This window comes from Pseudomonas sp. AF32 (assembly GCF_022342325.2).
Classification (GTDB): domain Bacteria; phylum Pseudomonadota; class Gammaproteobacteria; order Pseudomonadales; family Pseudomonadaceae; genus Aquipseudomonas; species Aquipseudomonas uvaldensis.
The window spans coordinates 142,629-166,130 of sequence record NZ_RQJK02000002.1 but is presented as its reverse complement, the minus strand read 5'-3'; the positions used below and the strand labels follow the sequence as shown (position 1 = coordinate 166,130).

Below are 23,502 nucleotides of genomic sequence, written 5' to 3'. Positions count from 1 at the left end.
GAAGTGACGGTGCAGCGAGGTGTGGCGCATTGACGCGGCGGCTCTAGATTAGGCCTGGGTGGGGGAGGGATCAAGGGATGGTGGAGGTCAGGGCGGGCACAGGATTTGTGTCCGCCGCGGATCCCTTGTGGGAGCGGGCTTGCTCGCGAAGGCGGTGTGACAGGCGATGAAGATGTTGGATATGCCGGCCTCTTCGCGAGCAAGCCCGCTCCCACAGTTTGATCTGTGTCGGACACAAAATCTGTGTCCGCCGAGAATCCTTGTGGGAGCGGGCTTGCTCGCGAAGACGGTGTGACGGTTACTGCGCGTCACGCACCGGCTTGCCCCGCACCGGCGCGTCGCCGGCGACATAATACGGCGCGGTGCTGCGGGGCAGGGGCTGGCGGCCGCGAATTTTGTCGGCGATTTTCTCGGCCATCATGATCGTCGGCGCGTTCAGGTTGCCAGTGGTGATGATCGGCATGATCGAAGCATCCACCACGCGCAAGCCTTGCAGGCCGTGCACACGGCCTTCGCCATCGACCACGGCCATGTCGTCGGTGCCCATCTTGCACGAGCAGGACGGGTGGAACGCGGTTTCGGCGTGTTCGCGGATGAACTGGTCCAGTTGCTCGTCAGTCTGCACCTCGATGCCCGGGCTGATCTCGCGGCCGCGGAACGCATCGAGCGCCGGCTGTTGCATGATTTCGCGGGTCAGGCGGATGCCGTCGCGGAACTCTTGCCAGTCCTGCTCGGTGGCCATGTAGTTGAACAGGATGCTCGGATGCTGGCGCGGGTCCTTGGACTTCAGTCGGATCCGGCCGCGGCTCGGCGAGCGCATGGAGCCCATGTGCGCCTGGAAGCCGTGTTCCTTCACACCGTTGCTGCCGTTGTAGTTAATCGCCACCGGCAGGAAGTGATACTGAATGTTCGGCCACTCGAACTCCGGTCGGGTGCGGATGAAGCCGCCGGCTTCGAACTGGTTGCTGGCGCCAATGCCGGTGCCGTTGAACAGCCACTCGGCACCGATCGCCGGCTGGTTGTACCAGAGCAGCGAGGGGTACAGCGAAACCGGTTGGGTGCAGGCGTATTGCAGGTACAGTTCGAGGTGATCCTGCAGGTTCTCACCCACGCCCGGCAGGTCGTGGACCACCGGAATGTCGAGGCTCTTGAGCAACTGGGCCGGACCGACGCCAGAGCGTTGCAGAATTTGCGGGGAGGCGATGGCGCCGGAGCACAGCAGCACTTCCCGGCGGGCACGGGCCTCGACGCGTTCCTCGGCGGCACCTACCAGGTAACGCACACCCACGGCACGCTTGCCTTCGAACAGGATCTTGTCGGTCAGGGCGTGGGTGATGATGGTCAGGGTCGAGCGCTTCTTGGCGACGTCCAGGTAACCGCGGGCGGTGCTGGCGCGACGGCCATTCGGCGTGACCGTGCGGTCCATCGGGCCGAAGCCTTCCTGCTGATAACCGTTGAGGTCTTCGGTGCGCGGGTAACCGGCCTGGACGCCGGCTTCGACCATGGCCTGGAACAGTGGGTTGTTGCCGGGCTTGGGCGTGGTCACGCTGACCGGACCGTCGCCGCCGTGGTAGTCGTTCGGGCCGATGTCACGGGTTTCCGCCTTGCGGAAATACGGCAGGCAGTCCAGATAGGTCCAGTCTTCGAGGCCAGGCAGTTTTGCCCAGTTGTCATAGTCCAGGGCGTTGCCACGGATGTAGCACATGCCATTGATCAACGAAGAACCACCCAGCCCCTTGCCGCGACCGCACTCCATGCGGCGGCCGTTCATGTGCGGCTCCGGGTCGGTCTCGTAGGCCCAGTTGTAGCGCCGGCCTTGCAGCGGGAACGCCAGGGCGGCGGGCATCTGGGTGCGGAAGTCCAGACGATAGTCCGGGCCGCCGGCTTCGAGCAGCAGGACGGTGACGCCTTCGTCTTCGGTCAGGCGGGTTGCCAGGGTGTTACCGGCCGAGCCGGCACCGATGATGATGTAATCGAATTCTTGGGACATGAAATGCACCCTCTTTTAATGGGTTCAGGTCGCGGTTGCCTTGGCGCCGCGCAACTTGTGGCGAGGGGATTTATCCCCGCTGGGCTGCGAAGCAGCCCCGGAACCTGGGATCTCGGTGTGTCAGGCAGAATGAGTTCGCAGCTTTTGGGGCTACTCCGTAGCCCAGCGGGGATAAATCCCCTCGCCATAAAAGCCTCCGCCCGTCCCCAGGTCCAACGTCAGATCAGAACACCGACGCGTAATTGCCCAACTCGACCTGTACCGATTTGATGCGCGTGAAGTTGTTCAGCGAGCTGATCCCGTTCTCGCGGCCCACGCCCGATTGCTTGTAGCCACCGACCGGCATCTTGGCGTCGGACTCGCCCCAGGCGTTGATCCAGCAGATACCGGCTTCCAGTTGGTGAATGATGCGGTGGGCGCGGTTGAGGTCGCGGGTCACGACGCCGGCAGCCAGGCCGAAATCAGTATCGTTGGCGCGGCGGATGACTTCTTCCTCGGTGTCATAGGTGAGGATGCTCATCACCGGGCCAAAGATTTCTTCGCGCACGATGGTCATGTCGTCTGTGCAGTCGGTGAACACCGTCGGAGCGACGAATGCACCCTTGGCAAACTCGCCGTCGGTCAGGCGACCGCCGCCGCACAGCAGGCGTGCGCCTTCAGCCTTGCCTTTCTCGATGTAGCCCAACACGCTCTCCATGTGGGCGAAGCTCACCAGCGGGCCGAAGTTGGTGTTTTCGTCCTCTGGATTTCCCACGCGGATGCGCGCCACGCGTTCGGCAATCTTGGCTTCGAATGCAGCCTTGAGATGGCTCGGTACGAACACGCGGGTGCCGTTGGTGCAGACCTGGCCGGAACTGTAGAAGTTGGCCATCATCGCAGTGTCGGCGGCGCGATCGAGGTCGGCGTCGTCGCAGATGATCAACGGCGACTTGCCGCCCAGCTCCATGGTCACGTCCTTGAGCGACGAGCTCGAAGCGCTGGCCATGACTTTCTTGCCGGTGTCGGTACCGCCGGTGAAGGAGACTTTCTCGATGCGTGGGTGCTCGGTCAGCCAGGTGCCGACTTCACGACCGCTGCCGGTCAGGACGTTGAAGACACCCGCCGGAACGCCTGCTTCGGTGTAGATCTCGGCCAGCTTGAGGGTGGTCAGCGAGGTGACTTCGCTTGGCTTGAAGATCATCGCGTTGCCGGCCGCCAGGGCCGGGGCGGATTTCCAGAGGGCGATCTGGATCGGGTAGTTCCATGCGCCGATACCGGCCACCACGCCCAGGGGCTCGCGACGGGTGTAGACAAAAGAGGTGTCGCGCAGCGGGATCTGCTCGCCTTCGATGGCGGGCACCAGGCCGGCGTAGTACTCCAGCACGTCGGCGCCGGTGACGATATCCACGTAACGGGTTTCGGAGTAGGCCTTGCCGGTGTCCAGGGTTTCCAGCGCGGCCAGTTCATCGTTGCGCTCGCGCAGGATGTCCACGGCGCGGCGCAGGATGCGCGAGCGCTGCATGGCGGTCATGGCCGCCCAGACTTTCTGACCCTTTTCGGCGCTGACCACGGCGCGCTCGACGTCTTCCTTGGTCGCGCGTTGCACCAGGGCGAGCACTTCACCGTTGGCCGGGTTGATGGCTTCGAAAGTGGCGTCGCCGCTGGCATCGCTGTACGCGCCATCGATGTAGAGTTTTTGCAGTTCGAAACGGGCCATAAAGTCCTCGCAAGTGCATAAGTGGTTGGCGTATCCACCGGGCGCGTCCTTCACAGCTGACTACGCGGGTCGGTGGCGGTTCAGGAGTCGAGCGGTTCTGTGTGCTCTGGCGCCCCTGACTTGGCCAGTTGGAAATCCATGTATTCGTAAGCGATCCGGTGTGCCTGGGCGGTGTCGAACGCGTCTCCCGACAGCGCGCCGCGCAGCCACAACCCGTCGATCAGAGCGGCCAGGCCCCGTGCCGCACTGCGCGCCTCATCGACGGGCAACACGCGACGGAACTGGCAACACAGGTTGGAATACAGACGGTGATCGTTGATCCGCTGCAACCTGTGCAAAGACGGGTGATGCATGCTGGTGGCCCAGAAGGCCAGCCAGGTTTTCATTGCCGGGCCGTTGACCTGGCTGGCGTCGAAGTTGCCTTCGATGATCACCTTGAGGTGCGCCCGCGGGCTCGTATCCTCCAGCGCCTGACGGCGCGCGGTGACGTTCTCGCTCAGGACAGTCATCAGGTACTGGGCCGTGGCCGCGATCAGGCCATTCTTGTCCTGAAAGTAGTGACTGATGATGCCATTCGAGACACCGGCCAAGCGGGCAATCAGCGCAATGCTGGCGTCCCCCATCCCGACCTGATCGACAGCCTGCAACGTGGCTTCGATCAATTGCTGGCGGCGTATGGGTTGCATACCGACCTTGGGCATCTGCACATCTCCTTAGGCCATCCGGCGGACGGGTCACGTCCAGCCATCGAGGGCCAGTCTATTTTGTTTTGATTGAACGTTCAATCAACAAAGAATAAGCTCTGCGACAATTCGTCGCGATTTACCGAAATTTCCTACGTGTAAATGGCGCAGAAACAAGACATCCGAAGCCTATGACCCACGATTTGCGGGGCAGGCGCTTTGCGGGTGTCTTTATAACACCCGCCGGTCGGCTGCCCACTTACCGATTGGTCGGGGATTGCGTGTCATGTCCTTCTCTCGCACTGCCTGGAGCATCCGTGCAATGAGTTCTGCCTCTCTAATAAAAAACCCACCGCAGAAGGTGACGGTCAACGGTTGGGTGTTCTACACCTCCACCGTGTTGATCCTGCTGCTGACCGCCGTCCTGATCGCCACGCCGCAGGAGGCCGGTCGGTTGCTCGGCATCGCCCAGGCGTGGCTGTCGCGCAGCTTCGGCTGGTACTACATGGTGGTGATTGCGGCCTATCTGGTCTTCGTGGTCGGCCTGGCATTTTCTTCCTACGGCAAGCTCAAGCTGGGCAGCCGGGACGATACGCCGGACTTTAGCTACGGGGCCTGGGCCGGGATGCTGTTTTCGTCGGGCATCGGTATTTCGCTGCTGTACTTCGGCGCCTCCGAGCCGTTGGATCACTTCTTCAATCCGCCGGAGGGCGCGGCCGGTACCCATCAGGCGGCGCGTCAGGCGGTGCAGCTAACCTTCCTGCATTGGGGCCTGCACGGTTGGGCGATCTACGCTCTGGTCGGCCTGGCCGTGGCGTATTTCGCCTACCGGCATCATCAGCCACTGGCCTTGCGTTCGGCGTTGTATCCGCTGGTGGGCGAACGTTGGGTCAAGGGGGCTGCCGGACACGCCGTGGACGGTTTCGGCATGTTCGTGACCTTGCTGGGGTTGGTGACGAACCTGGGGATCGGTTCCCTGCAGGTCGCGTCCGGGCTGGAAAACCTGTTTGGCATGGCACACAGCAACACCAACCTGCTGATCGTGATCATCGTCATGAGCACCGTGGCGACCGTCGCGGCCGTGTCCGGTGTGGAAAACGGCATCCGCCGGCTGTCCAACCTGAACATCGTGCTGTTCAGTTGCTTGCTGATCTTCGTCTTGCTGTTCGGTCCGACCCTGCACCTGCTCAACGGCTTCGTGCAGAACATCGGCGATTACCTCAACGGCGTGGTACTGAAGACTTTCGACCTGTACGTGTATCAGGGCGACGGCGCCGAGGCCGACCGCTGGCTGGGCCTGTGGACCCTGTTCTACTGGGCCTGGTGGATTTCCTGGGCGCCATTCGTGGGCATGTTCATTGCGCGTATTTCCCGTGGCCGCACGGTGCGCGAACTGGTGGCCGGCGTGTTGTTGATTCCCCTGGGCTTTACCTTGGCCTGGCTGTCGATCTTCGGTAACTCGGCCCTGGACCTGGTGATGAACCAGGGCGCCGTGGAACTGGGCAAGACGGCGCTGGAACAGCCCTCCATGGCGATCTACCAATTGCTCGAGCATTACCCGGCGTCGAAAGTGGTAATCGGCGTGTCGATCTTTGTCGGTTTCGTGCTGTTCCTGACACCGGCGGACTCCGGTGCCGTGATGATGGCCAACCTTTCGTGCAAGGGCGGCACGGTGGATGAAGATGCGCCACATTGGCTGCGGATCTTCTGGTCGGTGGTGATTACGCTGGTGACCATCGGTCTGTTGTTTGCCGGTAACTTCGAAGCCATGCAAACCATGGTGGTGCTGGCCGGATTACCGTTCTCGGTGGTGCTGGTGTTCTTCATGTTTGGCTTGCACAAGGCCATGCGCCGGGATGTGCAGATCGAGCAGGAACAGGCCGCGTTGGCGACCCGTGACTGGCATCGTTTCAGCGAGCGCATGATGCAACTGGACCGACAGTTGTAAACACTGTTGTGGCGAGGGGATTTATCCCCGTTGGGCTGCAAAGCAGCCCTAAAACTGCCGCCTCGGTATATCTGGTTTATTGCATTCAACCGTCTTGGGGTCGCTTCGCAACCCAACGGGGCGGTGCGACGTTTCGCTAAATCCCCTCGCCACAGGGGCGGTGTTTGGCTTGAACACCGCACCAACAAAAACGCCGCGATCTCTCACGGCGTTTTTGTTGGGGTGGGCTCAGCCCAGGTTCTTGCCGAGCAGCGCGTGGTACAGCTCGCTGTCGCCGAGGATCCCGACCACTTTCTGGTTGTCGTGGAGCACCAGTTTGTTGCCGGTCTGGTAGCGAATCTGCAACGCATCGCGCATGCCGATGTTGGAGTCTACCAGTGTCGGGCGACGACCCAGGCCGTCGACGGGTTGCCCCTGGACCCAGTTCTGCAGATCCAGTGCCGCTCCGTTCTGGCGTGCACCCTTGATGGTGTTGCCCTCGGCCAGGTCGAGCCAGGAGTCACCGCCCGGATCCAGGCACACCGAACCGTTGATGCGCTTGCAATTGTCCAGGGTGCGCATCAGGCTGCGACCGCAGAGCACGTTGAGCGGGTTGGTATGGGCGACGAAGGTGCGCACATAGTCGTCCGCCGGGTTCAGCACGATCTCTTCCGGCTTGCTGTACTGGATGATCTTGCCATCCTTCATGATCGCGATACGGCTGCCCAGTTTCAGGGCTTCGTCCAGGTCATGGCTGACGAACACGATGGTCTTCTGCAGTTTGCGTTGCAGTACCAGCAACTCATCCTGCAGGCCTTGGCGGATCAGCGGGTCGAGGGCCGAGAAGGGTTCGTCCATCAGCAGAATGTCGGCGTCCATCGCCAGGGCACGGGCCAGGCCCACCCGCTGCTGCATACCGCCGGACAGCTCGTTGGGTTTCTTGTTGCGCCACTGGGTCAGGCCCACCAGCTCGAGTTTTTCATCCACCAGCTTGCGTCGTTCCTTCTCGGGGCGGCCCTGCATTTCCAGGCCGAAGCTGATGTTCTCGCGCACGGTCAGCCAAGGCATCAGGGCGAACTTCTGGAACACCATGGCGATGCGCTTGGTGCGCATCATCTTCAGTTCGGCAGGGGAGCAGGAGGCGATGTCGATCTGCCGTCCTTCGTGCTCGACGAACAACTTGCCACGACTGACGGTGTTCAAGCCGTTGATGCAGCGCAGCAGGCTGGATTTGCCAGAACCGGAAAGGCCCATCAGGACGCAGATCTCACCTTTCTCGATGGACAGGCTGGCTTTTTCCACGCCAACGATCAGGCCGGTCTGCTGCAGGATCTCCGGACGCGAAAAACCTTTGTCCAGCAGGTCCAGTGCGGCCTTGGGGCGGTTGGAGAAAATGACATCGACGTCTTCGAAACGAATGATGCTCATGCGTCACCCCCTGCTTTTGCGTCGGGTTGTTTGCAGATTCGGTCGAGCATGATCGCCAGCAGTACGATTGCCAGGCCTGCTTCGAAGCCCAGGGCGATATCGGCGGTGTTCAGTGCGTTGACCACGGGTTTGCCCAGGCCATCGGCGCCCACCAGCGCGGCGATCACCACCATCGACAACGACAGCATGATGCACTGGGTGACACCGGCCGCGATGCTGGGCATCGCATGGGGCAGTTCGATGCGCGACAGGAGCTGGCGACGGGAGCAGCCGAAGGCCTTGCCGGCGTCCATCAGTTCTTCCGGAACGTCGCAGATGCCCAGGTAAGTCAGGCGGATGGGCGCGGCAATCGCGAACACCACCGTTGAGATCAGGCCCGGGACCACACCCAGACCGAAAAGGGTCAGGGTAGGAATGAGGTACACGAAGGTCGGTACGGTCTGCATCAGATCGAGCACCGGACGCATCATCGTGTAGAACATCGGCTTGTGCGCGGCAACAATGCCCAGCGGCACGCCGATCACTACGCAAACCAGGGTGGCGAACATCACCTGGGCGAGGGTTTCCATGGTTTCCTGCCAGTAACCCAGGTTCAGGATCAGCAGGAACGACGCGATGACGAATACCGTCAGGCCCCATTTGCGCTGGATGAAGTGTGCCAGCAGGGCGATAAGGCCGATCAACGCCAGCGGGTTGAACCAGGTCAGCGCAAATGTCACGCCGTGGATCATCGCTTCAAGTGACGCGGCGATGGCATCGAAGGTACTGGCGCCGTGTTGCGTCAGCCATTCGACGAAGCTCGCGATGTACTGGCCTAAGGGTATTTTCTGATCAATCAGCATGGTATGAACGTCCGCATGCAAGGGATAAACAGCCCGGGCGGGCGAACCCGCCCGGCATAACGATTACTGGGCGAGCTTGGCTTTCACGGCTTCCAGGCCAGGTTTACCGTCAATGGTGGTCACGCCAGCGAGCCAGCTATCGAGTACTTGTGGGTTTTTCTGCAGCCAGGCCTTGGCGGCGGCCTCCGGCTTCATCTTGTCGTCGAGCACGTTGCCCATCAGTTTGCTTTCCATGTCGACGGTGAACTCAAGGTTCTTCAACAGCTGGCCGACGTTGCTGCATTCCTGGACGTAACCCTTGCGGGTGTTGGTCGCCACGGTGGCTGCGCCAAATTCCGGACCGAAGAAGTCATCGCCGCCGGTCAGGTACTGGATCTTGAAGCGGGTATTCATCGGGTGCGGTGCCCAGCCGAGGAACACCACGTCGGTGCCGCGTTTCGAGGCCCGCTCAACCTGCGACAGCATGCCCGCTTCGCTGGATTCGACAACCTTGAAGCCGGCGTCCTTCAGACCGAAGGCGTTCTTGTCGATCATGCTTTGGATCAGCCGGTTACCATCGTTGCCCGGCTCGATGCCATAGATCTTGCCGTCGAGTTCTTTCTTGAATTTGGCGATGTCGGAGAAATCATGCAGGCCCTTGTCGTACAGGCCCTGGGGCACGGCGAGGGTGTACTTGGCCCCCTTGAGGTTGGTGCGCACGGTTTCCACGGTGCCGGCATCGCGGTAGGGCTTGATGTCGTTCTCCATGGTCGGCATCCAGTTGCCGAGGAATACATCCATGTTCTTGCCGTCGGCCAGGGACTTGTAGGTCACCGGTACGGAAATCATGGTGGTCTTGGTCTTGTAGCCCAGGGCCTGGAGAATCACGCTGGTGGTGGCGGTGGTCACGGTGATGTCGGTCCAACCGACGTCGGAGAAGTTGACGGTGCTGCATTGTGCGGGTTCAGCAGCGTTGGCCAGCATCGGAAGACTCAGCATGGCGGCCAACAACAACGGCTTGGAACCTTTCATGAGTGGACTCCTGGTGTTTTATCGGCGGTGTCCGGTCGGACAACCGCGCTTTGTATGAGTGTTGCGGTTGGTGGCGCGTGAACACTGTCTCGACACGCGGCCTTGAAAACGAGCCGTAACCGATCATGTACCAGTGCAAATCTGTCGCCTACAGGGTGGGTCGTATCCAGTACAGGGATGGTCGCATCCAGTGTCGGTGACGTCGTTTACAGATTTTTTCCGCCCCTGGCCGGTCCCTGACACGCAAAAAAACGGCGCAGGAGCCGGTCGTAAACCAGGCGACGTTGGTGGGCATGATTGCGTCGGTGTCAGACGTCGAACCCCAAGGCAAAAGCCGGATGATGCGGCCATCCCGGCGTTGAGCGTAGCAGCTCCGTCACTGGGCGCTCCGGTGCCCGTTCTGGAGGTTCTAGGCAATGGCAATCAGTGTTTTCGACCTGTTTAAAATCGGTATCGGTCCGTCCAGTTCCCACACCGTGGGGCCCATGCGCGCCGCGGCGCTGTTCGTTGAGGCGCTGCGCGGGATGTCGCTTCTGGAGAATGTGCGCCGGATCGAAGTGCAGTTATACGGTTCGTTGTCGGCCACCGGTATTGGCCATGGCAGCGACAACGCGGTGATCATGGGCTTGATGGGAGAGTGGCCGGACGCAATCGACCCGTCGCAGATCGGCCCGCGCATCGAGCGGCTGCGGGAAACCGAAACCCTGCTGCTGGATAACCGCCTCTCGGTGCCATTCATCTGGGCACGGGACATGCGCCTGATCGATGAAAACCTGCCGTTCCACCCCAACGCAATGACGCTGGTGGCCGAAGGCGACAACGGCGAGTTGCACCGTGACACTTACTATTCGGTCGGCGGCGGCTTCGTGGTCGATCAGGCCCAGGCGTCCAGCGGCGTGGTGGACCTGGACACGACCGAGTTGCCTTACGATTTTTCCAGTGCCCAAGAGTTGCTTGAGCTGTGTCGCACTCACAACCTGCGCGTCGCCGAGTTGATGATGGCCAACGAAAAGGTCTGGCGTTCGGAAGAAGAAATTCGCAGCGGTCTGATGAAACTCTGGCGCGCCATGCAGGAATGCGTCGAGCATGGCCTCAAGCATGAAGGCATTCTGCCCGGCGGTTTGAACGTGCGTCGGCGTGCGGCCAAGTTGCACCGCAGCTTGCAGGAGTTGAACAAGCCCAATGTCATCGGCTCGACGTTGAGCGCGATGGAATGGGTCAACCTGTACGCCCTGGCGGTCAACGAGGAGAACGCTGCCGGTGGGCGCATGGTGACGGCGCCGACGAATGGCGCGGCGGGCATCATTCCGGCGGTGCTGCATTACTTCATGAAGTTCAGCGAGGACGTTACCGACGCCAACGTGGTGGATTATTTCCTCGGTGCGGCGGCGGTGGGCATTCTCTGCAAGAAGAATGCGTCGATCTCCGGCGCCGAAGTCGGCTGCCAGGGGGAAGTGGGCTCGGCCTGCGCCATGGCAGCGGCAGGGCTGGCGGAGGTGTTGGGCGCTACGCCGGAACAACTGTGCAACGCGGCGGAAATCGGCCTGGAACACAACCTCGGCCTGACCTGCGATCCGGTGGGGGGCCTGGTACAGGTGCCGTGCATCGAGCGCAACGCCATTGCCGCCGTGAAAGCTATCAACGCTGCACAGATGGCGCTGCGCGGCGACGGCCAGCATTTCATTTCCCTGGACCGGGTGATCCGTACCATGCGGGATACCGGCGCCGACATGCATGACAAATATAAAGAGACTTCGCGGGGCGGGTTGGCGGTCAGTGCGGTGGAGTGCTGACAACACCCGGCACCTGTGGCGAGGGGATAAATCCCCGTTGGGCTGCGAAGCGGCCCCTCATTCAAATGACTCGCTGTATCAGAAAAAACTGAGGGGCCGCTTCGCGCCCCAACGGGGATAAATCCCCTCGCCACAAATGCTTTCAAATCGCTCGAAAAATGAGCAGCAGGCCCCAGGCACGCCACCTTTTAGCGCGTCGCTAACAGACAAGACGCCGTTTGTCGGGCCAGCCGTTTTACGGCGCCCGACCGTTGGTCACCCATCCTATGGTGATACCGGTTGCGCAAGCGGCGCAGCCCAGTTACCACAAGTGCTACCGAACTGCTCACCGCCCACCGTGACAGCCGTCGCCAGCCGAGAATAGTGCTGATATCCGTACTCGATGCGCACCTTGTTTAGACAGGGCGCGATGTCGTTTTCAGGAGTTATTGAACACACATTCAACTTTAGGCACGGCAATTGCTCTATCACCGAAAAGCCCGTCTCTGGCAACAGGACGATGGCAATAACAAGAGCCTCCGCCTGAGGCCATCACCCGCTTTGTGTGAGGAGATACCGCGATGACGACGTCCAACTCCGGGGCCCAACCCCAGAACCGTGCGCCTCAATCCATCGGCTTTTTGCTGCTGGACAATTTCACGCTGATTTCCCTGGCGTCCGCGGTAGAACCGCTGCGCATGGCCAACCAGTTATCCGGTCGCGAGCTGTATCGCTGGACCACCCTCACCGTCGACGGCGGGCAAGTCTGGGCCAGTGACGGTCTGCAGATCACCCCCGACGCCTCCATGCACAAAGCACCACACCTGGACACTGTCATTGTGTGTGGCGGTATCGGCATCCAGCGCACTGTGACCCGTGAGCACGTGTCCTGGCTGCAAGGTCAGGCACGCCAATCGCGCCGCCTGGGCGCGGTCTGCACCGGCAGTTGGGCCCTGGCCTGCGCCGGCCTGCTGGACGGCTTCGATTGCAGTGTGCACTGGGAATGCCTGGCGGCGATGCAGGAAGCTTTCCCGCGGGTGTCGATGAGCACTCGTCTATTCACCCTCGACCGCAACCGCTTCACCAGCTCTGGCGGCACCGCGCCGTTGGACATGATGCTGCACCTGATCAGTCGCGATCATGGTCGCGAGCTGTCGGCGGCGATTTCCGAAATGTTCGTCTATGAGCGCATTCGCAACGAGCAGGATCACCAGCGCGTGCCGCTCAAGCACATGCTCGGCACCAACCAGCCGAAGCTGCAGGAAATCGTTGCGCTGATGGAGGCCAATCTGGAAGAACCGATCGACCTGGACGAACTGGCGGTGTATGTCGCCGTGTCCCGACGTCAGCTGGAGCGCCTGTTCCAGAAATACCTGCACTGCTCGCCGTCGCGCTATTACCTCAAGCTGCGACTGATCCGGGCACGGCAACTGCTCAAGCAGACGCCGATGTCGATCATCGAAGTGGCCTCGGTGTGCGGTTTCGTCTCCACGCCGCACTTCTCCAAGTGCTACCGCGAATACTTCGGCATTCCGCCACGAGACGAGCGCGTCGGCTCCAACACCACGCAACAGGTCGCCATGGTGCCGCTGCCACAGGCCATGGTGCTGTCGCCATTGTCCGGCCCGCTGTCGGCGTTGAGCCAGGCGCGTAATGAGTCGACGTTTGCCAGTGTGAGGCTGTAGACCGAGGCGCTTTCATCGCGAGCAGGCTCGCTCCCACAGGGGATGTTGCGGATGCCATAAGTAGTGTGCACACCGCAGGTCCTTGAGGGAGCGAGCCTGCTCGCGATTGGTTTCAGGTGTTGTGGTTTTTCTGGTAATCCGCCAATGCCGGCAACAACTGCTCTTCGATCGCCTGGCGCACGGCCGGCAGTATGGTTGCGCTGCTGGTGTACATGTCCCTGACCATCCGACGCAGGTCGTTGGCGCGAGCGTTGTCCAGGCCGCGCACGGCGCACAAGCAGGCCTGCTCGGCGGTGTAACCGTTGGGTATCTGCAGGCCCAGGGACTTGAGGTGGCCCAACAGGTCTTCCTGGTCGATCAAATCGGCGTACATCATGACGCTTTTCCTTGTTCGGGGATTGGGGTCTGCCTCGATTCTGGTAGCCACCCGAAGCGGCGGCAAGGGCAGATTGTCGCAATGGCACGGATACCTATGAACAGGTCGTTTTCGGTTAACTCCTCACGGCGGCGACTGGGGCACACTGGCCTCAAGCTGGATCACGATGGTTTGGTCACCCTCGCGCGAAAGCTCCTCCAGTAATGCAACCTGCCCCGATCCTGTCACGGCTTGATCGGGGATTTTTTTGCCTGCTTGAATCAGGGATTGTCGGGTTGTCGGATAGACCGCTATCGCGAGCAGGCTCGCTCCCACAGGGGACCGCATATCCCTTGTGGGAGCGAGCCTGCTCGCGATGAACGATGACGCGGTCTAGCGCTGCAACACCAGAATCCGCGACAACAGCTCATCCCGATCCACATAGCAACCCTGGAAATGCCTGCCTCCGGTAGCCGGGTCGAAGGCATTGCGGGCGTGCAGGGTGCGGCGGTTGTCAAAGCACCAGAGCTGGCCGGGCTCCAGGCGCCGCATGACCCGGAATCGTGGCTCGCGGGTCAGGGCGATGAAGCGGCGATAGGCGCGATAGAGTCTCGGCATCTGCTCGACCGACGTGTCGAATGGCCCGCGCAGGAAGTTCGCCATGCGGATTTCGGCCACCTGCCCCAGGGCATCCAAAGCGATGATGGGCGCCAGGCAGCGGTAGTCGCTGTGGCGGTCCTTGTTGCGAAATTCCACCGGGATCCGGCACAGCGCATCGAAGGCCTCCGGGTCTTCCTGGCGCAGGGCCTCGGCGATGGCAAAGCCGTCGACAAAAATGCTCTCGCCGCCCTCGGCGTCGTTCACCAGGCAATGCAAAAACTGCAAGCCCGGCTGCAATTCCCGGGTTGGCAAGTCGCTGTGCAGGGGCAGGTTGAAAGCGGTGTACGCATTGCTGTCGGCGTCGGCCTTCGATTGCACGTTGAACAGCACGCCGAAGTTGCTTTCGCGAATGAAGGAGATCTTTTGGGCGACCTGTTTCAGCGAACCGGGCTCGGTGGGGACGCCGCGCACCTGGGTCAGGCCGATGTCGCGTACTGCCAGCAGCCATTGCAGCAAGGCGCCGGGCTCGTCCATCAGGGCCTGGTAATCGAATACCGGTATTTGCAAATCGTGCTGCCAGAGCTGGCGCCGCGGTCTGCCCGCCAGGCGCTCGGCCCTGGACTGGTCGTCGTAGGCATGGGCGCGCAGCCAGCCTGGATCGAAGCGGCTCTGGTGACCGTCCTGCCAATCCACGCACAGGCAACCTTCGTCGTCGAGGCGTGTCGCGGTCGGTGCCAGGTCTTCAGGCACATCGACGATTTCCAGCACCTGTTCACGGGTGACGGTGTAGACGCATACCGGGCAAGGGCAATTGTCCCGCAACCATTGATGGTGAAACGGACTGATCCGGCCATCGGCCCAGGTAACCTGCACCCGGTCGGTCAGGGACGTTGCGGCGGTCAGTGCCTGGACCAACGGGTAACGGCGGAAGTCGGCAAACGCGGCGGCGGTGTTCATGACGGTCTCCAGTCCTATCGGGCAGGGGGCAGGGCGATGACCCGACCGATGTAGGCCGGGGTCGGCAGGTCGGCTTGAGCTTCAAGCAAGGCCTTGAGTTTGCCCAGGGTCGGTTCCGTGAAAGGCGCCGAGTGCGGGCCGGCCAGGTCGACGTGCAGCAGCATTTGCTCATTACCCGCCAGCGCTTTATCCCCGCCGGCCAGGTGCAGGCTGTGGTAGAGGTGCAGGCGCTTCGCATCATGGCCGATGATTTGCGTGCGCACTTCCACGTCGACGTCCACCTTCACTTCGTGCAGGTAGTTGAGGTGCAGTTCGAGGGTGAACAGCGAATGGCCGCTGGTGTCACGGTTCAGGCTGTCCATGCCGAGCAGGTCCATCAGCGCGTCGGTGGCGTAGCTGAAAATCAGCAGGTAATAGGCGTCGCGCAGATGGCCGTTGTAATCGACCCATTCGGGGCGGATGTGGGTTTGGTAGGTGGTGAGGGTGGGCATGGTTCAGTTTCCGACAGTTGTTTGGCTGGACTGGCGCTATCGCGAGCAGGCTCGCTCCTACAGGGGATCTGCTGGGTGAAATCAATGGTGTTCACACCGCCAAACCTGTGGGAGCGAGCCTGCTCGCGATGAGGCCAGATGACTAGGCCCGGAAATCCAGGATTACTCGGTGAAGGCCATCCCATGTTTTTCTTTTGTGACCTTCACCGCTTCCAACACCGCCAGCAAGCAATCATCACGATAGCGCTCCAGGGCCGGGATGCTGTGGTTGCCCAGTTGTTCGCGCGTTCCGTCTACCACATCGTCGATCAGTTTCTCGGTCAGTTCCGGGGCCGGCAGGTAGGTCCACGGCAGTTGCAGGGCCGGGCCGAACTGGGCCATGAAGTGGCGCATCCCGGCGTCGCCGCCGGCCAGGGTGTACGTCAGGAACGTGCCCATGAACGACCAGCGCAGCCCTGCGCCAAAGCGGATGGCGTCATCAATCTCACCCGTGGTGGCCACGCCGTCGTTGACCAGATGCAGCGCCTCGCGCCACAGCGCTTCGAGCAGTCGGTCGGCGATGAAGCCGGGTACTTCCTTGCGCACGTGCAGGGGCCGCATGCCCAGTGATTCATACACCTGCATGGCGGCCTGGACCGCCTCGGGCGCGGTGTGCCTGCCGCCCACCACCTCTACCAGCGGCAACAAATACACCGGATTGAACGGATGGCCGACCACGCAGCGCTCCGGATGGGTGGACCCTTCGTAGAACTCGCTCGGCAACAGTCCCGAGGTGCTGGAGCCGATCAATGCGTCTGGCTTGGCGGCGGCACTGATCTGGCTGTGCAGCTCGAGTTTGAGTTCCAGGCGTTCGGGAGCGCTTTCCTGGATGAAATCGGCGTCGCGCACGCATTCTTCGATAGTGGCGACGAAACGCAGGCGGTCCTGGGAGGCGCCGGGCGCCAAGCCTTGTTTTTCCAGCGCGCCCCAGGCATTGGCGACACGCTTGCGCAGGGCTGCCTCGGCGCCCGGCGCGGGGTCCCAGGCCACGACGTCCAGGCCATGGGCCAGGGCGCGGCTGACCCAGCCGCTGCCGATCACACCGCTGCCCAGGGCGGCGAAGGTTTTGATGTCCGTGATAAAGCGCATGGTGATTTCCTGAAGTGTGTAGCGATCTAAATGTGGGAGCGGGCTTGCTCGCGAAGAGGCCGGTACATCCAATGGCTATCTCGTGAACGGAATACCGTCTTCGCGAGCAAGCCCGCTCCCACCTTTGTTCTGTGGTGTACAAAAAATCTGCGTCCCCAGCAGGTGTGATGTGCGGGTTCGGTTCAACGCTTGGTCAGCCCCATCTTCTTACGCCCTTCAGCCGGGGTGAGTACCCGTGCCCCGAGGCGACTGAGAATTTCGCTGGCGCGTTCGACCAGTTGCCCATTGGTGGCAAGCACGCCCTTATCCAGCCACAGGTTGTCTTCCAGCCCGACCCGCACGTTGCCGCCGAGCAGTACCGCCTGGGCGGCCATCGGCATCTGCATGCGGCCGATACCGAAGCCGGCCCACACCGCGTCCGCCGGCAGGTTGTCGACCATGGCTTTCATGGTGGTGGTGTCGGCCGGCGCACCCCACGGGATGCCGAGGCAGAGTTGGAACAGCGGGTTGTCCAGCAGGCCTTCCTTGATCATCTGCTTGGCGAACCACAGGTGGCCGGTGTCGAAGATTTCCAGTTCGGCCTTGACCCCCAGTTCGGTGATGCGCCTGGCGCCAGCCCGCAGCTGCGCCGGGGTGGAGACATAAATGGTGTCGCCGTCGCCGAAGTTCAGGGTGCCGCAATCCAGGGTGCAGATTTCCGGCAGCAGCTCCTCGACATGGGCCAGGCGGGTCAACGGGCCCACCAGGTCGGTGTTGGGGCCGAACTCCATGGGGCGTTCACCGGCACCGATTTCCAGGTCGCCCCCCATGCCGGCGGTGAGGTTGACGATGATGTCCACGTCCGCCTCGCGGATGCGCTCCATCACTTCGCGGTACAGCGCCACATCGCGGCTGAACTTGCCGGTCCGAGGATCGCGAACATGGCAATGCACCACGGTGGCGCCGGCCTTGGCGGCCTCGACGGCGGCCTCGGCGATCTGCTTCGGAGTGACCGGTACGTGAGGGCTCTTGGCGGTTGTGTCGCCAGCACCGGTGAGTGCGCAGGTGATGATGACGTCGTGGTTCATGGTGCGGTTTCCTTCAGGCGTGTTGAGTCACTGCGCAGCCGTTCGGCGCTGCGCAGATGGAGAACGTTCGGTCAGTTACTGGTCAGTTTCAGGTTGTCGGCGGCCGGCTTGCCGTCGAAGGTGGTCACGCCTTCGAGCCAGCGTTGTTTGTCCTGCGGATGGTCCTTGAGCCATTGCCGGGCCGACTCCAGCGGATCCTTGTGATCGAGCAGCGGCTGCATCATCCGGCTCTCGTCTTCGGCGCTGAAGGTCAGGTTGCTCAGCAGGCGGTTGACGTTCGGGCATTGCTCGGCGTAGTTCGGTGCGGTGACGGTCCAGACGGTGGCCTTGCCTTCGTTCGGGCCGAGAGCATCGTCGCTGCCGGTCAGGTAGGTCATCTGCACGTTGACGTTCATGGGATGGGGCGCCCAGCCGAAGAACACCACGGCTTCCTTGCGCCGTACGGCGCGGTCCACCGCCGCGAGCATGCCGGCCTCGCTGGACTCCACCAATTGGAATTTGCCCAGGCCGAACTGATTCTTGGCGATCATCGCCTTGATCTGGGTATTGGCGCCGGAGCCCGGCTCGATGCCGTAGATCTTGCCGCCCAGCTCCTTCTCGAATTTCGCGATGTCGGCGAAGGTCTTCAGGCCCTTGTCGGCCAGGTACGTCGGCACGGCCAGGGTAGCGCGTGCATCACCGAGGTTGGGCTGGTCCAACACCTTCACCTGCTTGGCTTCGACGAAGGGAGTGATGGTCTGGGTCATCAGCGGGTTCCAGTAGCCGAGGAACATGTCCAGGCGCTGGTCGCGAATGCCGGCAAAGATGATTTGCTGGGAAGCGCTGGTCTGTTTGGTCTTGTAGCCGAGGCCATCGAGCAGCACTTGGGTCAAGGCGCTGGTGGCGATCACGTCGGTCCAGTTGACCACGCCCAGGCGCACGTTCTGACACGCGGCGGGCTCGGCTGCCATGGCTGCGCTGGTCAGGAAAGTAGTACCGCTCAAAGCAAGAACGCAGGTGCTGATCAATCGTTTCATCGCGGGGTCCTCGGCAGCTTATTGTTATGAGTGCCCGGCGTCTGTGCGCCGGTGATGCCAAGTTACGCAGCCGGCCCCTTTGCAAAACGCACTGCGGCGACGCGCACTTGCACTGCAGCGACCTCTTGAACGGCTCAGGCAAGTGGCGTATCAAGATTCCCACGCTACCCGTCGACCGAGTGCGCCATGTCCCAGGATTTCTACTTTCTGTTGATGCCAGGTTTTTCGGCCATCGGCTTCATTTCGGCCATCGAGCCGTTGCGGGTTGCCAATCGCTTTCGTGGCGAGCTGTACCGCTGGCATGTGTTGAGTGCCGATGGCGGGGCAGTGCTGGCGAGCAACGGCATGTCGGTCAACGCCGATGCTGCACTGGAACCCTTGAAGAAAGGCGCGACCCTGTGGGTGGTGGCGGGGTTCGAGCCGTTGAAATTCGCCACCCCGACGCTGGAGCGTTGGTTGCACCGATTGGACAGCGATGGCGTGACCCTGGGGGGTATCGACACGGGCAGCGTGGTCCTGGCCGAAGCTGGGTTGCTGGAAGGGCACCGCGTGACCCTGCACTGGGAAGCGATCGAGGCGTTCAAGGAGTCCTATCCAACGCTCAGCGTGACCCAGGAACTGTTCGAAATCGACCGCCGTCGTATCACCTGCGCCGGTGGCACCGCCTCCATCGACTTGATGCTCGACCTGATCGGCCAGGCCCACGGCGCCGACCTGGCGATCCAGGTCAGCGAGCAGTTCGTGCTCGGGCGCATCCGGCCGCGCAAGGATCACCAGCGCATGGAGATCGCCAGCCGCTATGGCATTCGCAACAAGAAGCTGGTGCACGTCATCGGTGAGATGGAAGCACACAGCGAGCCGCCCCTGAGCACCCTGGCCCTGGCCGAGTCCATCAATGTCACGCGGCGCCAGCTCGAGCGTCTGTTCCGCCTGCACCTGAACGACACCCCCAGCAACTTCTACCTGCGCCTGCGCCTGGAAAAGGCCCGGCAACTGCTGCGCCAGACAGACATGAGTGTGCTGGAGGTGAGTATCGCCTGCGGGTTTGAGTCGCCGTCGTATTTCACCCGCAGTTATCGGGCAAGGTTCGAGCGGTGTCCGCGGGAAGATCGGCGCAAGGTGGTCTGAGGCTGCAATACAAGGAAGATGTGGGAGCGGGCTTGCTCGCGAAAGCGGTATATCAGTAATGATGATGTTGACTGGCACTCCGCTTTCGCGAGCAAGCCCGCTCCCACAAAGGGCCGGCCATGACGGTCTATAGTTTCACCAGCGCCGCACACGCCGCCTTGTATGCCTCATGCTGATACTTGTTCAGCGTCGCCGGCAGGACAAAGTCGTGTTTTTTGTACTGTGCATTGATCGTTTGCGGTGACAGCAGCGTCACGTCGCAGCCTTCCAGTAATTGGAAAATCCCTTCGATCTTGAACGTCGTGGGGCCGCCGGCGAACTCGCCTTTCTTGCTGCGCTTCTTGATGGCGATGCGTTCGATGCCGTTTTGCCCAACGAACGCACGCACCTGGGTGGCGAACGCCTTGACGTTGGCAGTTTCGTCATCGTCGTCCAGGGTGATTTTCTTCGTGTTGAGCGCGACATGGCTCAACCCCTGTTGATCCAGCGAGGCAACGGCGATGATGGCTTCGCTGCCTTTGATTTCAATGCCGCAGATGATCATTTGAGCCTTCAAGGTCTGGTAGTCCAGGGCACAAGTCTATCCACATCGGCCCGTGGGGGCGCCTTGAATTTGCCTCAGTCCATGGTCTTGCGCAGGTCCAGCATGATCTTGTCGAAGTAGTCGACCCGGATGACGCCGAAGCGGGGGTACTCGAAATCGAGGATCACATACAGCACGCACACCATGACCGTCGCGTAGCCCAGGCTGTGCAGCCAATGGCGTTGCGCCGTGCCGGCCATGCCATAGCCGATCAGTACGGCGCTGACCAGGGTCATGGTCACCAGCATCAGGTAGATGATCAGGGGCGGGTGGGTTTCGTGGGCCACGGCGCGGGTGGTGGTGATGTCGATCATTTCATTCTGCGCTTGCAGCACGCTGGTGCCCAACGTCGGGGTGGGCATCTTCTGCAAGGCGCCGATCGTGCTTTTCCAGATGGTCTGCTGCAAGGCGTTGGCTCGGTCATGGGCCGTCTCGTCGACCTGGTCCTCTCGCAGGTCGCGGTAATACTCGATGCGGGCGTCGACATAGTCCCGGAACGCCTGGCGCACGATCGGTTGTTCGCTGGCGGGCAACAGGTCCAGGCGCAGCCAGGCGGTGCCCATGGCGTTGGTTTCGGCAACGATCAGCGCTCGACGCTGATCCAGGCGCGAGGCGGCGCCGGAAAAGGTAAAGGCGATCAACAGCGCCAACAGGCCGAACACCGCACCTTCAATCGCGCCGATGCCCTGGCGGGCACCCTCTGGATCCTGCACAAGGTGACGGTTACCAATCCGGCGACCGGCCTCGATGCCCAGCACGATAGCGATGAAAATGGCCAGGCCGTAGAAGGGCAGGACAGTAAGAGCATGCATACGAGGCCCCCCGCAAAGCGAAGCGTGGCGTCATCCTAGGATCCTCGTTGTGATCCGCCTACTGTCAGAGTTGACAGTAGGCGGGGCGGAGTGGCGTCTCTGGGTCACTCCTGCCCAATCGACTCCAGAAACTCCGACCGGTCATCGCTCACCTGGGCCATGCAGTCGTTTTCCGCGATCTTGTAGGCGTCGCTGCCGGGTTTGGCCGGGAAGGCGGCGATGGCGCAATCGGCGTCCCGCTGTTTTTGCCACAATTGCTGGGCTGCCTTGATCTTGCCGGTGATGTCGCTGAGCTTGGCCTTGTCGCTGGCGTAGCGGGTTTGCAGGCGTTCGTTGAGGCTTTGCAGGTTTTCGTTGAGCAATTGTTCGGCGGCGGCTCTGCCATAGGCCGAGCAGGCCAGGGTCTGGACGTCGTTTTCGACGGCGTCGCAAGGGTTCGGTTCGGTGTCTTCTGTCGCATGGGCGACGGTGCTGATCAGTGCCAAAGCCAGGAAGATTGATTTCATCGCGTTGCCGCTCGAGTCCAGTGAAAGCCAGTGGTGCGGCGGATTCTGGCGCAAGCGCCTGGCAAAGAACAGACGGTGACGGCAGGCCCTTCACTGCCCTTTGTCACCGATTGACGCTTTCGGCAATTCCCCTGTCGTTTTTGCACCCGGTCGCCACGGCCCTCAGGCATATGCTGGCCCCAAAGCGCCGGCACACGATTCGGCGCATGAAATCTGACAAAAGGGGACTGCCTGATGAGCCCAGCCGAATTGCACGCCGACAGCATCGTTATCGACGGGCTGATCATTGCCAAATGGAACCGTGACCTGTTCGAAGACATGCGCAAGGGCGGCCTGACGGCGGCCAACTGCACCGTGTCGGTGTGGGAGGGCTTCCAGGCCACCATCAACAACATTGCTGCCAGCCAGAAACTGATCCGCGAAAACAGCGACCTGGTGATCCCGGTGAAAACCACCGCCGACATCCGTCGCGCCAAGGAGCAGGGCAAGACCGGCATCATCTTCGGCTTCCAGAACGCCCACGCGTTCGAAGACCAGCTCGGCTACGTCGAGATCTTCAAGCAGCTCGGCGTCGGCGTGGTGCAGATGTGCTACAACACCCAGAACCTGGTTGGCACCGGCTGCTACGAGCGCGACGGCGGCTTGTCGGGCTTCGGTCGTGAGATCGTCGCCGAGATGAACCGGGTCGGCATCATGTGCGACCTGTCTCACGTCGGTTCCAAGACCTCCGAAGAGGTCATCCTCGAATCGAAGAAACCGGTCTGCTATTCCCACTGCCTGCCGTCCGGCCTGAAGGAACACCCGCGCAACAAGTCCGATGAAGAGCTGAAGTTCATTGCCGACCACGGCGGCTTTGTCGGCGTGACCATGTTCGCGCCGTTCCTGGCCAAGGGCATCGATTCGACTATCGACGACTACGCCGAAGCCATCGAATACACCATGAACATCGTTGGCGAAGACGCCATCGGCATCGGCACCGATTTCACCCAGGGTCACGATCAGGCGTTCTTCGAGATGCTGACCCATGACAAGGGCTACGCCCGCCGCCTGACCAACTTCGGCAAGATCATCAACCCGCTGGGCATCCGCACCGTGGGCGAGTTCCCGAACCTCACCGAGACGCTGCTCAAGCGCGGTCACTCCGAGCGAGTGGTGCGCAAGATCATGGGCGAAAACTGGGTGAACGTTCTCAAGGACGTCTGGGGCGAATAAACGCCACCGCATCGCTGAATCCTTTACCTGCGGCCGCCCGTGCCGCAGGCAACACCACGAATTTCCGGAGTCAAGTTTCATGGCCAAAATCGCCCCCCAACTGCCTATCGAAGTCGACAGCGAAACCGGTGTCTGGACCTCCGACGCCCTGCCGATGCTGTACGTGCCGCGCCACTTCTTCGTCAATAACCACATGGGCATCGAAGAAGTGCTGGGCGCCGAAGCCTACGCCGAGATCCTCTACAAGGCCGGCTACAAATCCGCCTGGCACTGGTGTGAAAAAGAAGCCGAATGCCATGGCCTGGAAGGCGTCGCGGTGTTCGAGCACTACATGAAGCGTCTGTCGCAGCGTGGCTGGGGCCTGTTCAAGATCCAGGACATCGACCTGGACAAAGGCACCGCCAGCGTCAAGCTCGAACACTCGGCGTTCGTCTACGTGTACGGCAAAGTCGGGCGCAAGGTCGACTATATGTTCACGGGCTGGTTTGCTGGCGCGATGGACCAGATCCTCGCCGCGCGTGGCAGCTCGATCCGCACCGTGGCCGAGCAGGTCTATGGTGGTTCCGAAGAAGGCCACGACGACGGCCTGTTCATCGTCAAGCCGTTGTAAGTC

21 protein-coding genes are annotated in these 23,502 nt (G+C 61.7%); 6 read left to right on the top strand and 15 right to left on the bottom strand.

The annotated features are described in order from the left end of the window. Positions 1 to 298: 298 nt before the first annotated feature. From betA to betI, 3 genes are all read right to left on the bottom strand, one after another. Complete coding sequence (gene betA / locus EGM97_RS02965; protein WP_238960779.1) at positions 299 to 1,990, bottom strand: choline dehydrogenase; 1,692 nt, start codon at positions 1,988 to 1,990, stop codon at positions 299 to 301. A gap of 223 nt (positions 1,991 to 2,213) precedes the next feature. Then, positions 2,214 to 3,686 (bottom strand): betaine-aldehyde dehydrogenase, encoded by a 1,473-nt coding sequence (gene betB / locus EGM97_RS02960; protein WP_238960780.1) that lies wholly within the window; start codon positions 3,684 to 3,686, stop codon positions 2,214 to 2,216. Between the two features lie 80 nt (positions 3,687 to 3,766). Next, entirely contained in the window at positions 3,767 to 4,387 is a 621-nt protein-coding gene (gene betI / locus EGM97_RS02955) for a transcriptional regulator BetI (RefSeq protein ID WP_232776710.1), read from the bottom strand. A 361-nt stretch (positions 4,388 to 4,748) separates the two neighbouring features. Between betI and EGM97_RS02950 the strand changes: the two genes are divergently transcribed. Continuing rightward, on the top strand, positions 4,749 to 6,317 hold the full coding sequence (locus tag EGM97_RS02950) for a BCCT family transporter (RefSeq protein ID WP_238960826.1): 1,569 nt from the start codon (positions 4,749 to 4,751) through the stop codon (positions 6,315 to 6,317). 228 nt (positions 6,318 to 6,545) lie between these two features. Here the strand turns inward: EGM97_RS02950 and choV are convergent, their stop codons facing one another. The 3 genes from choV to EGM97_RS02935 form a co-directional block, all read right to left on the bottom strand. Next, positions 6,546 to 7,724, bottom strand: coding sequence for a choline ABC transporter ATP-binding protein (gene choV / locus EGM97_RS02945; protein WP_238960782.1), 1,179 nt, complete (start codon positions 7,722 to 7,724; stop codon positions 6,546 to 6,548). After that, positions 7,721 to 8,566, bottom strand: a complete 846-nt coding sequence (gene choW / locus EGM97_RS02940; RefSeq protein ID WP_053156093.1) for a choline ABC transporter permease subunit — start codon at positions 8,564 to 8,566, stop codon at positions 7,721 to 7,723. Before choW ends, choV begins: the two co-directional genes overlap by 4 nt. 63 nt (positions 8,567 to 8,629) lie before the next feature. Then, positions 8,630 to 9,577, bottom strand: coding sequence for a choline ABC transporter substrate-binding protein (locus EGM97_RS02935; RefSeq protein ID WP_238960783.1), 948 nt, complete (start codon positions 9,575 to 9,577; stop codon positions 8,630 to 8,632). A gap of 416 nt (positions 9,578 to 9,993) precedes the next feature. Between EGM97_RS02935 and EGM97_RS02930 the strand changes: the two genes are divergently transcribed. Together EGM97_RS02930 and gbdR are read left to right on the top strand one after the other, a co-directional pair. Continuing rightward, a complete protein-coding gene (locus EGM97_RS02930; protein ID WP_238960785.1) occupies positions 9,994 to 11,370 on the top strand; it encodes an L-serine ammonia-lyase in 1,377 nt (458 codons plus the stop codon). Between the two features lie 560 nt (positions 11,371 to 11,930). Further along, positions 11,931 to 13,034: a choline metabolism transcriptional regulator GbdR gene (gene gbdR, locus EGM97_RS02925; protein WP_053156102.1), complete on the top strand. Its 1,104-nt coding sequence runs from the start codon at positions 11,931 to 11,933 to the stop codon at positions 13,032 to 13,034. Positions 13,035 to 13,146: 112 nt separating this feature from the next. Here the strand turns inward: gbdR and EGM97_RS02920 are convergent, their stop codons facing one another. The 6 genes from EGM97_RS02920 to choX all read right to left on the bottom strand — a co-directional run bounded on the left by EGM97_RS02920 (position 13,147) and on the right by choX (position 18,648). Next, positions 13,147 to 13,410, bottom strand: coding sequence for a hypothetical protein (locus EGM97_RS02920; RefSeq protein WP_053156105.1), 264 nt, complete (start codon positions 13,408 to 13,410; stop codon positions 13,147 to 13,149). A 372-nt stretch (positions 13,411 to 13,782) separates the two neighbouring features. Then, positions 13,783 to 14,946: a gamma-butyrobetaine dioxygenase gene (locus EGM97_RS02915; protein ID WP_238960791.1), complete on the bottom strand. Its 1,164-nt coding sequence runs from the start codon at positions 14,944 to 14,946 to the stop codon at positions 13,783 to 13,785. A 14-nt stretch (positions 14,947 to 14,960) separates the two neighbouring features. Continuing rightward, positions 14,961 to 15,437 carry a thioesterase family protein gene (locus EGM97_RS02910; RefSeq protein WP_238960793.1) on the bottom strand — a complete coding sequence of 159 codons (477 nt, stop codon included), beginning with the start codon at positions 15,435 to 15,437 and terminating at the stop codon, positions 14,961 to 14,963. Positions 15,438 to 15,599: 162 nt separating this feature from the next. After that, complete coding sequence (locus EGM97_RS02905) at positions 15,600 to 16,565, bottom strand: L-carnitine dehydrogenase (RefSeq protein WP_238960797.1); 966 nt, start codon at positions 16,563 to 16,565, stop codon at positions 15,600 to 15,602. A gap of 182 nt (positions 16,566 to 16,747) precedes the next feature. After that, positions 16,748 to 17,632, bottom strand: a complete 885-nt coding sequence (gene cdhC / locus EGM97_RS02900; protein ID WP_238960798.1) for a 3-dehydrocarnitine:acetyl-CoA trimethylamine transferase CdhC — start codon at positions 17,630 to 17,632, stop codon at positions 16,748 to 16,750. A 71-nt stretch (positions 17,633 to 17,703) separates the two neighbouring features. Further along, entirely contained in the window at positions 17,704 to 18,648 is a 945-nt protein-coding gene (gene choX / locus EGM97_RS02895; RefSeq protein ID WP_238960799.1) for a choline ABC transporter substrate-binding protein, read from the bottom strand. Positions 18,649 to 18,834: 186 nt separating this feature from the next. On the opposite strand from choX, the gene EGM97_RS02890 reads away from it, so the two are divergent. Beyond that, complete coding sequence (locus EGM97_RS02890) at positions 18,835 to 19,776, top strand: GlxA family transcriptional regulator (protein ID WP_238960800.1); 942 nt, start codon at positions 18,835 to 18,837, stop codon at positions 19,774 to 19,776. 127 nt (positions 19,777 to 19,903) lie between these two features. On the opposite strand, the gene EGM97_RS02885 is transcribed toward EGM97_RS02890, so the two are convergent. The 3 genes from EGM97_RS02885 to EGM97_RS02875 form a co-directional block, all read right to left on the bottom strand. Beyond that, a complete protein-coding gene (locus tag EGM97_RS02885) occupies positions 19,904 to 20,320 on the bottom strand; it encodes a DUF3010 family protein (protein ID WP_238960827.1) in 417 nt (138 codons plus the stop codon). Positions 20,321 to 20,394: 74 nt separating this feature from the next. Further along, positions 20,395 to 21,171, bottom strand: coding sequence for a bestrophin-like domain (locus EGM97_RS02880; protein WP_238960801.1), 777 nt, complete (start codon positions 21,169 to 21,171; stop codon positions 20,395 to 20,397). A 104-nt stretch (positions 21,172 to 21,275) separates the two neighbouring features. After that, on the bottom strand, positions 21,276 to 21,677 hold the full coding sequence (locus EGM97_RS02875) for a lysozyme inhibitor LprI family protein (RefSeq protein WP_238960802.1): 402 nt from the start codon (positions 21,675 to 21,677) through the stop codon (positions 21,276 to 21,278). A 234-nt stretch (positions 21,678 to 21,911) separates the two neighbouring features. Here EGM97_RS02875 and EGM97_RS02870 point away from each other — a divergent pair, with 234 nt between their 5' ends. Beyond that, positions 21,912 to 22,889 (top strand): dipeptidase, encoded by a 978-nt coding sequence (locus tag EGM97_RS02870; protein ID WP_053156145.1) that lies wholly within the window; start codon positions 21,912 to 21,914, stop codon positions 22,887 to 22,889. A 79-nt stretch (positions 22,890 to 22,968) separates the two neighbouring features. Beyond that, complete coding sequence (locus EGM97_RS02865) at positions 22,969 to 23,499, top strand: DUF5943 domain-containing protein (RefSeq protein WP_053156148.1); 531 nt, start codon at positions 22,969 to 22,971, stop codon at positions 23,497 to 23,499. Positions 23,500 to 23,502 lie beyond the last annotated feature (3 nt).

Excerpts from the sequence above, each read along its gene's own strand:
- betA (WP_238960779.1), bottom strand. The coding sequence starts at position 1,990 with ATGTCCCAAGAATTCGATTACATCATCATCGGTGCCGGCTCGGCCGGT.
- betB (WP_238960780.1), bottom strand. The coding sequence starts at position 3,686 with ATGGCCCGTTTCGAACTGCAAAAACTCTACATCGATGGCGCGTACAGC.
- betI (WP_232776710.1), bottom strand. The coding sequence starts at position 4,387 with ATGCCCAAGGTCGGTATGCAACCCATACGCCGCCAGCAATTGATCGAA.
- choV (WP_238960782.1), bottom strand. The coding sequence starts at position 7,724 with ATGAGCATCATTCGTTTCGAAGACGTCGATGTCATTTTCTCCAACCGC.
- choW (WP_053156093.1), bottom strand. The coding sequence starts at position 8,566 with ATGCTGATTGATCAGAAAATACCCTTAGGCCAGTACATCGCGAGCTTC.
- EGM97_RS02935 (WP_238960783.1), bottom strand. The coding sequence starts at position 9,577 with ATGAAAGGTTCCAAGCCGTTGTTGTTGGCCGCCATGCTGAGTCTTCCG.
- EGM97_RS02930 (WP_238960785.1), top strand. The coding sequence starts at position 9,994 with ATGGCAATCAGTGTTTTCGACCTGTTTAAAATCGGTATCGGTCCGTCC.
- gbdR (WP_053156102.1), top strand. The coding sequence starts at position 11,931 with ATGACGACGTCCAACTCCGGGGCCCAACCCCAGAACCGTGCGCCTCAA.
- EGM97_RS02920 (WP_053156105.1), bottom strand. The coding sequence starts at position 13,410 with ATGATGTACGCCGATTTGATCGACCAGGAAGACCTGTTGGGCCACCTC.
- EGM97_RS02915 (WP_238960791.1), bottom strand. The coding sequence starts at position 14,946 with ATGAACACCGCCGCCGCGTTTGCCGACTTCCGCCGTTACCCGTTGGTC.
- EGM97_RS02910 (WP_238960793.1), bottom strand. The coding sequence starts at position 15,437 with ATGCCCACCCTCACCACCTACCAAACCCACATCCGCCCCGAATGGGTC.
- EGM97_RS02905 (WP_238960797.1), bottom strand. The coding sequence starts at position 16,565 with ATGCGCTTTATCACGGACATCAAAACCTTCGCCGCCCTGGGCAGCGGT.
- cdhC (WP_238960798.1), bottom strand. The coding sequence starts at position 17,632 with ATGAACCACGACGTCATCATCACCTGCGCACTCACCGGTGCTGGCGAC.
- choX (WP_238960799.1), bottom strand. The coding sequence starts at position 18,648 with ATGAAACGATTGATCAGCACCTGCGTTCTTGCTTTGAGCGGTACTACT.
- EGM97_RS02890 (WP_238960800.1), top strand. The coding sequence starts at position 18,835 with ATGTCCCAGGATTTCTACTTTCTGTTGATGCCAGGTTTTTCGGCCATC.
- EGM97_RS02885 (WP_238960827.1), bottom strand. The coding sequence starts at position 20,320 with ATGATCATCTGCGGCATTGAAATCAAAGGCAGCGAAGCCATCATCGCC.
- EGM97_RS02880 (WP_238960801.1), bottom strand. The coding sequence starts at position 21,171 with ATGCATGCTCTTACTGTCCTGCCCTTCTACGGCCTGGCCATTTTCATC.
- EGM97_RS02875 (WP_238960802.1), bottom strand. The coding sequence starts at position 21,677 with ATGAAATCAATCTTCCTGGCTTTGGCACTGATCAGCACCGTCGCCCAT.
- EGM97_RS02870 (WP_053156145.1), top strand. The coding sequence starts at position 21,912 with ATGAGCCCAGCCGAATTGCACGCCGACAGCATCGTTATCGACGGGCTG.
- EGM97_RS02865 (WP_053156148.1), top strand. The coding sequence starts at position 22,969 with ATGGCCAAAATCGCCCCCCAACTGCCTATCGAAGTCGACAGCGAAACC.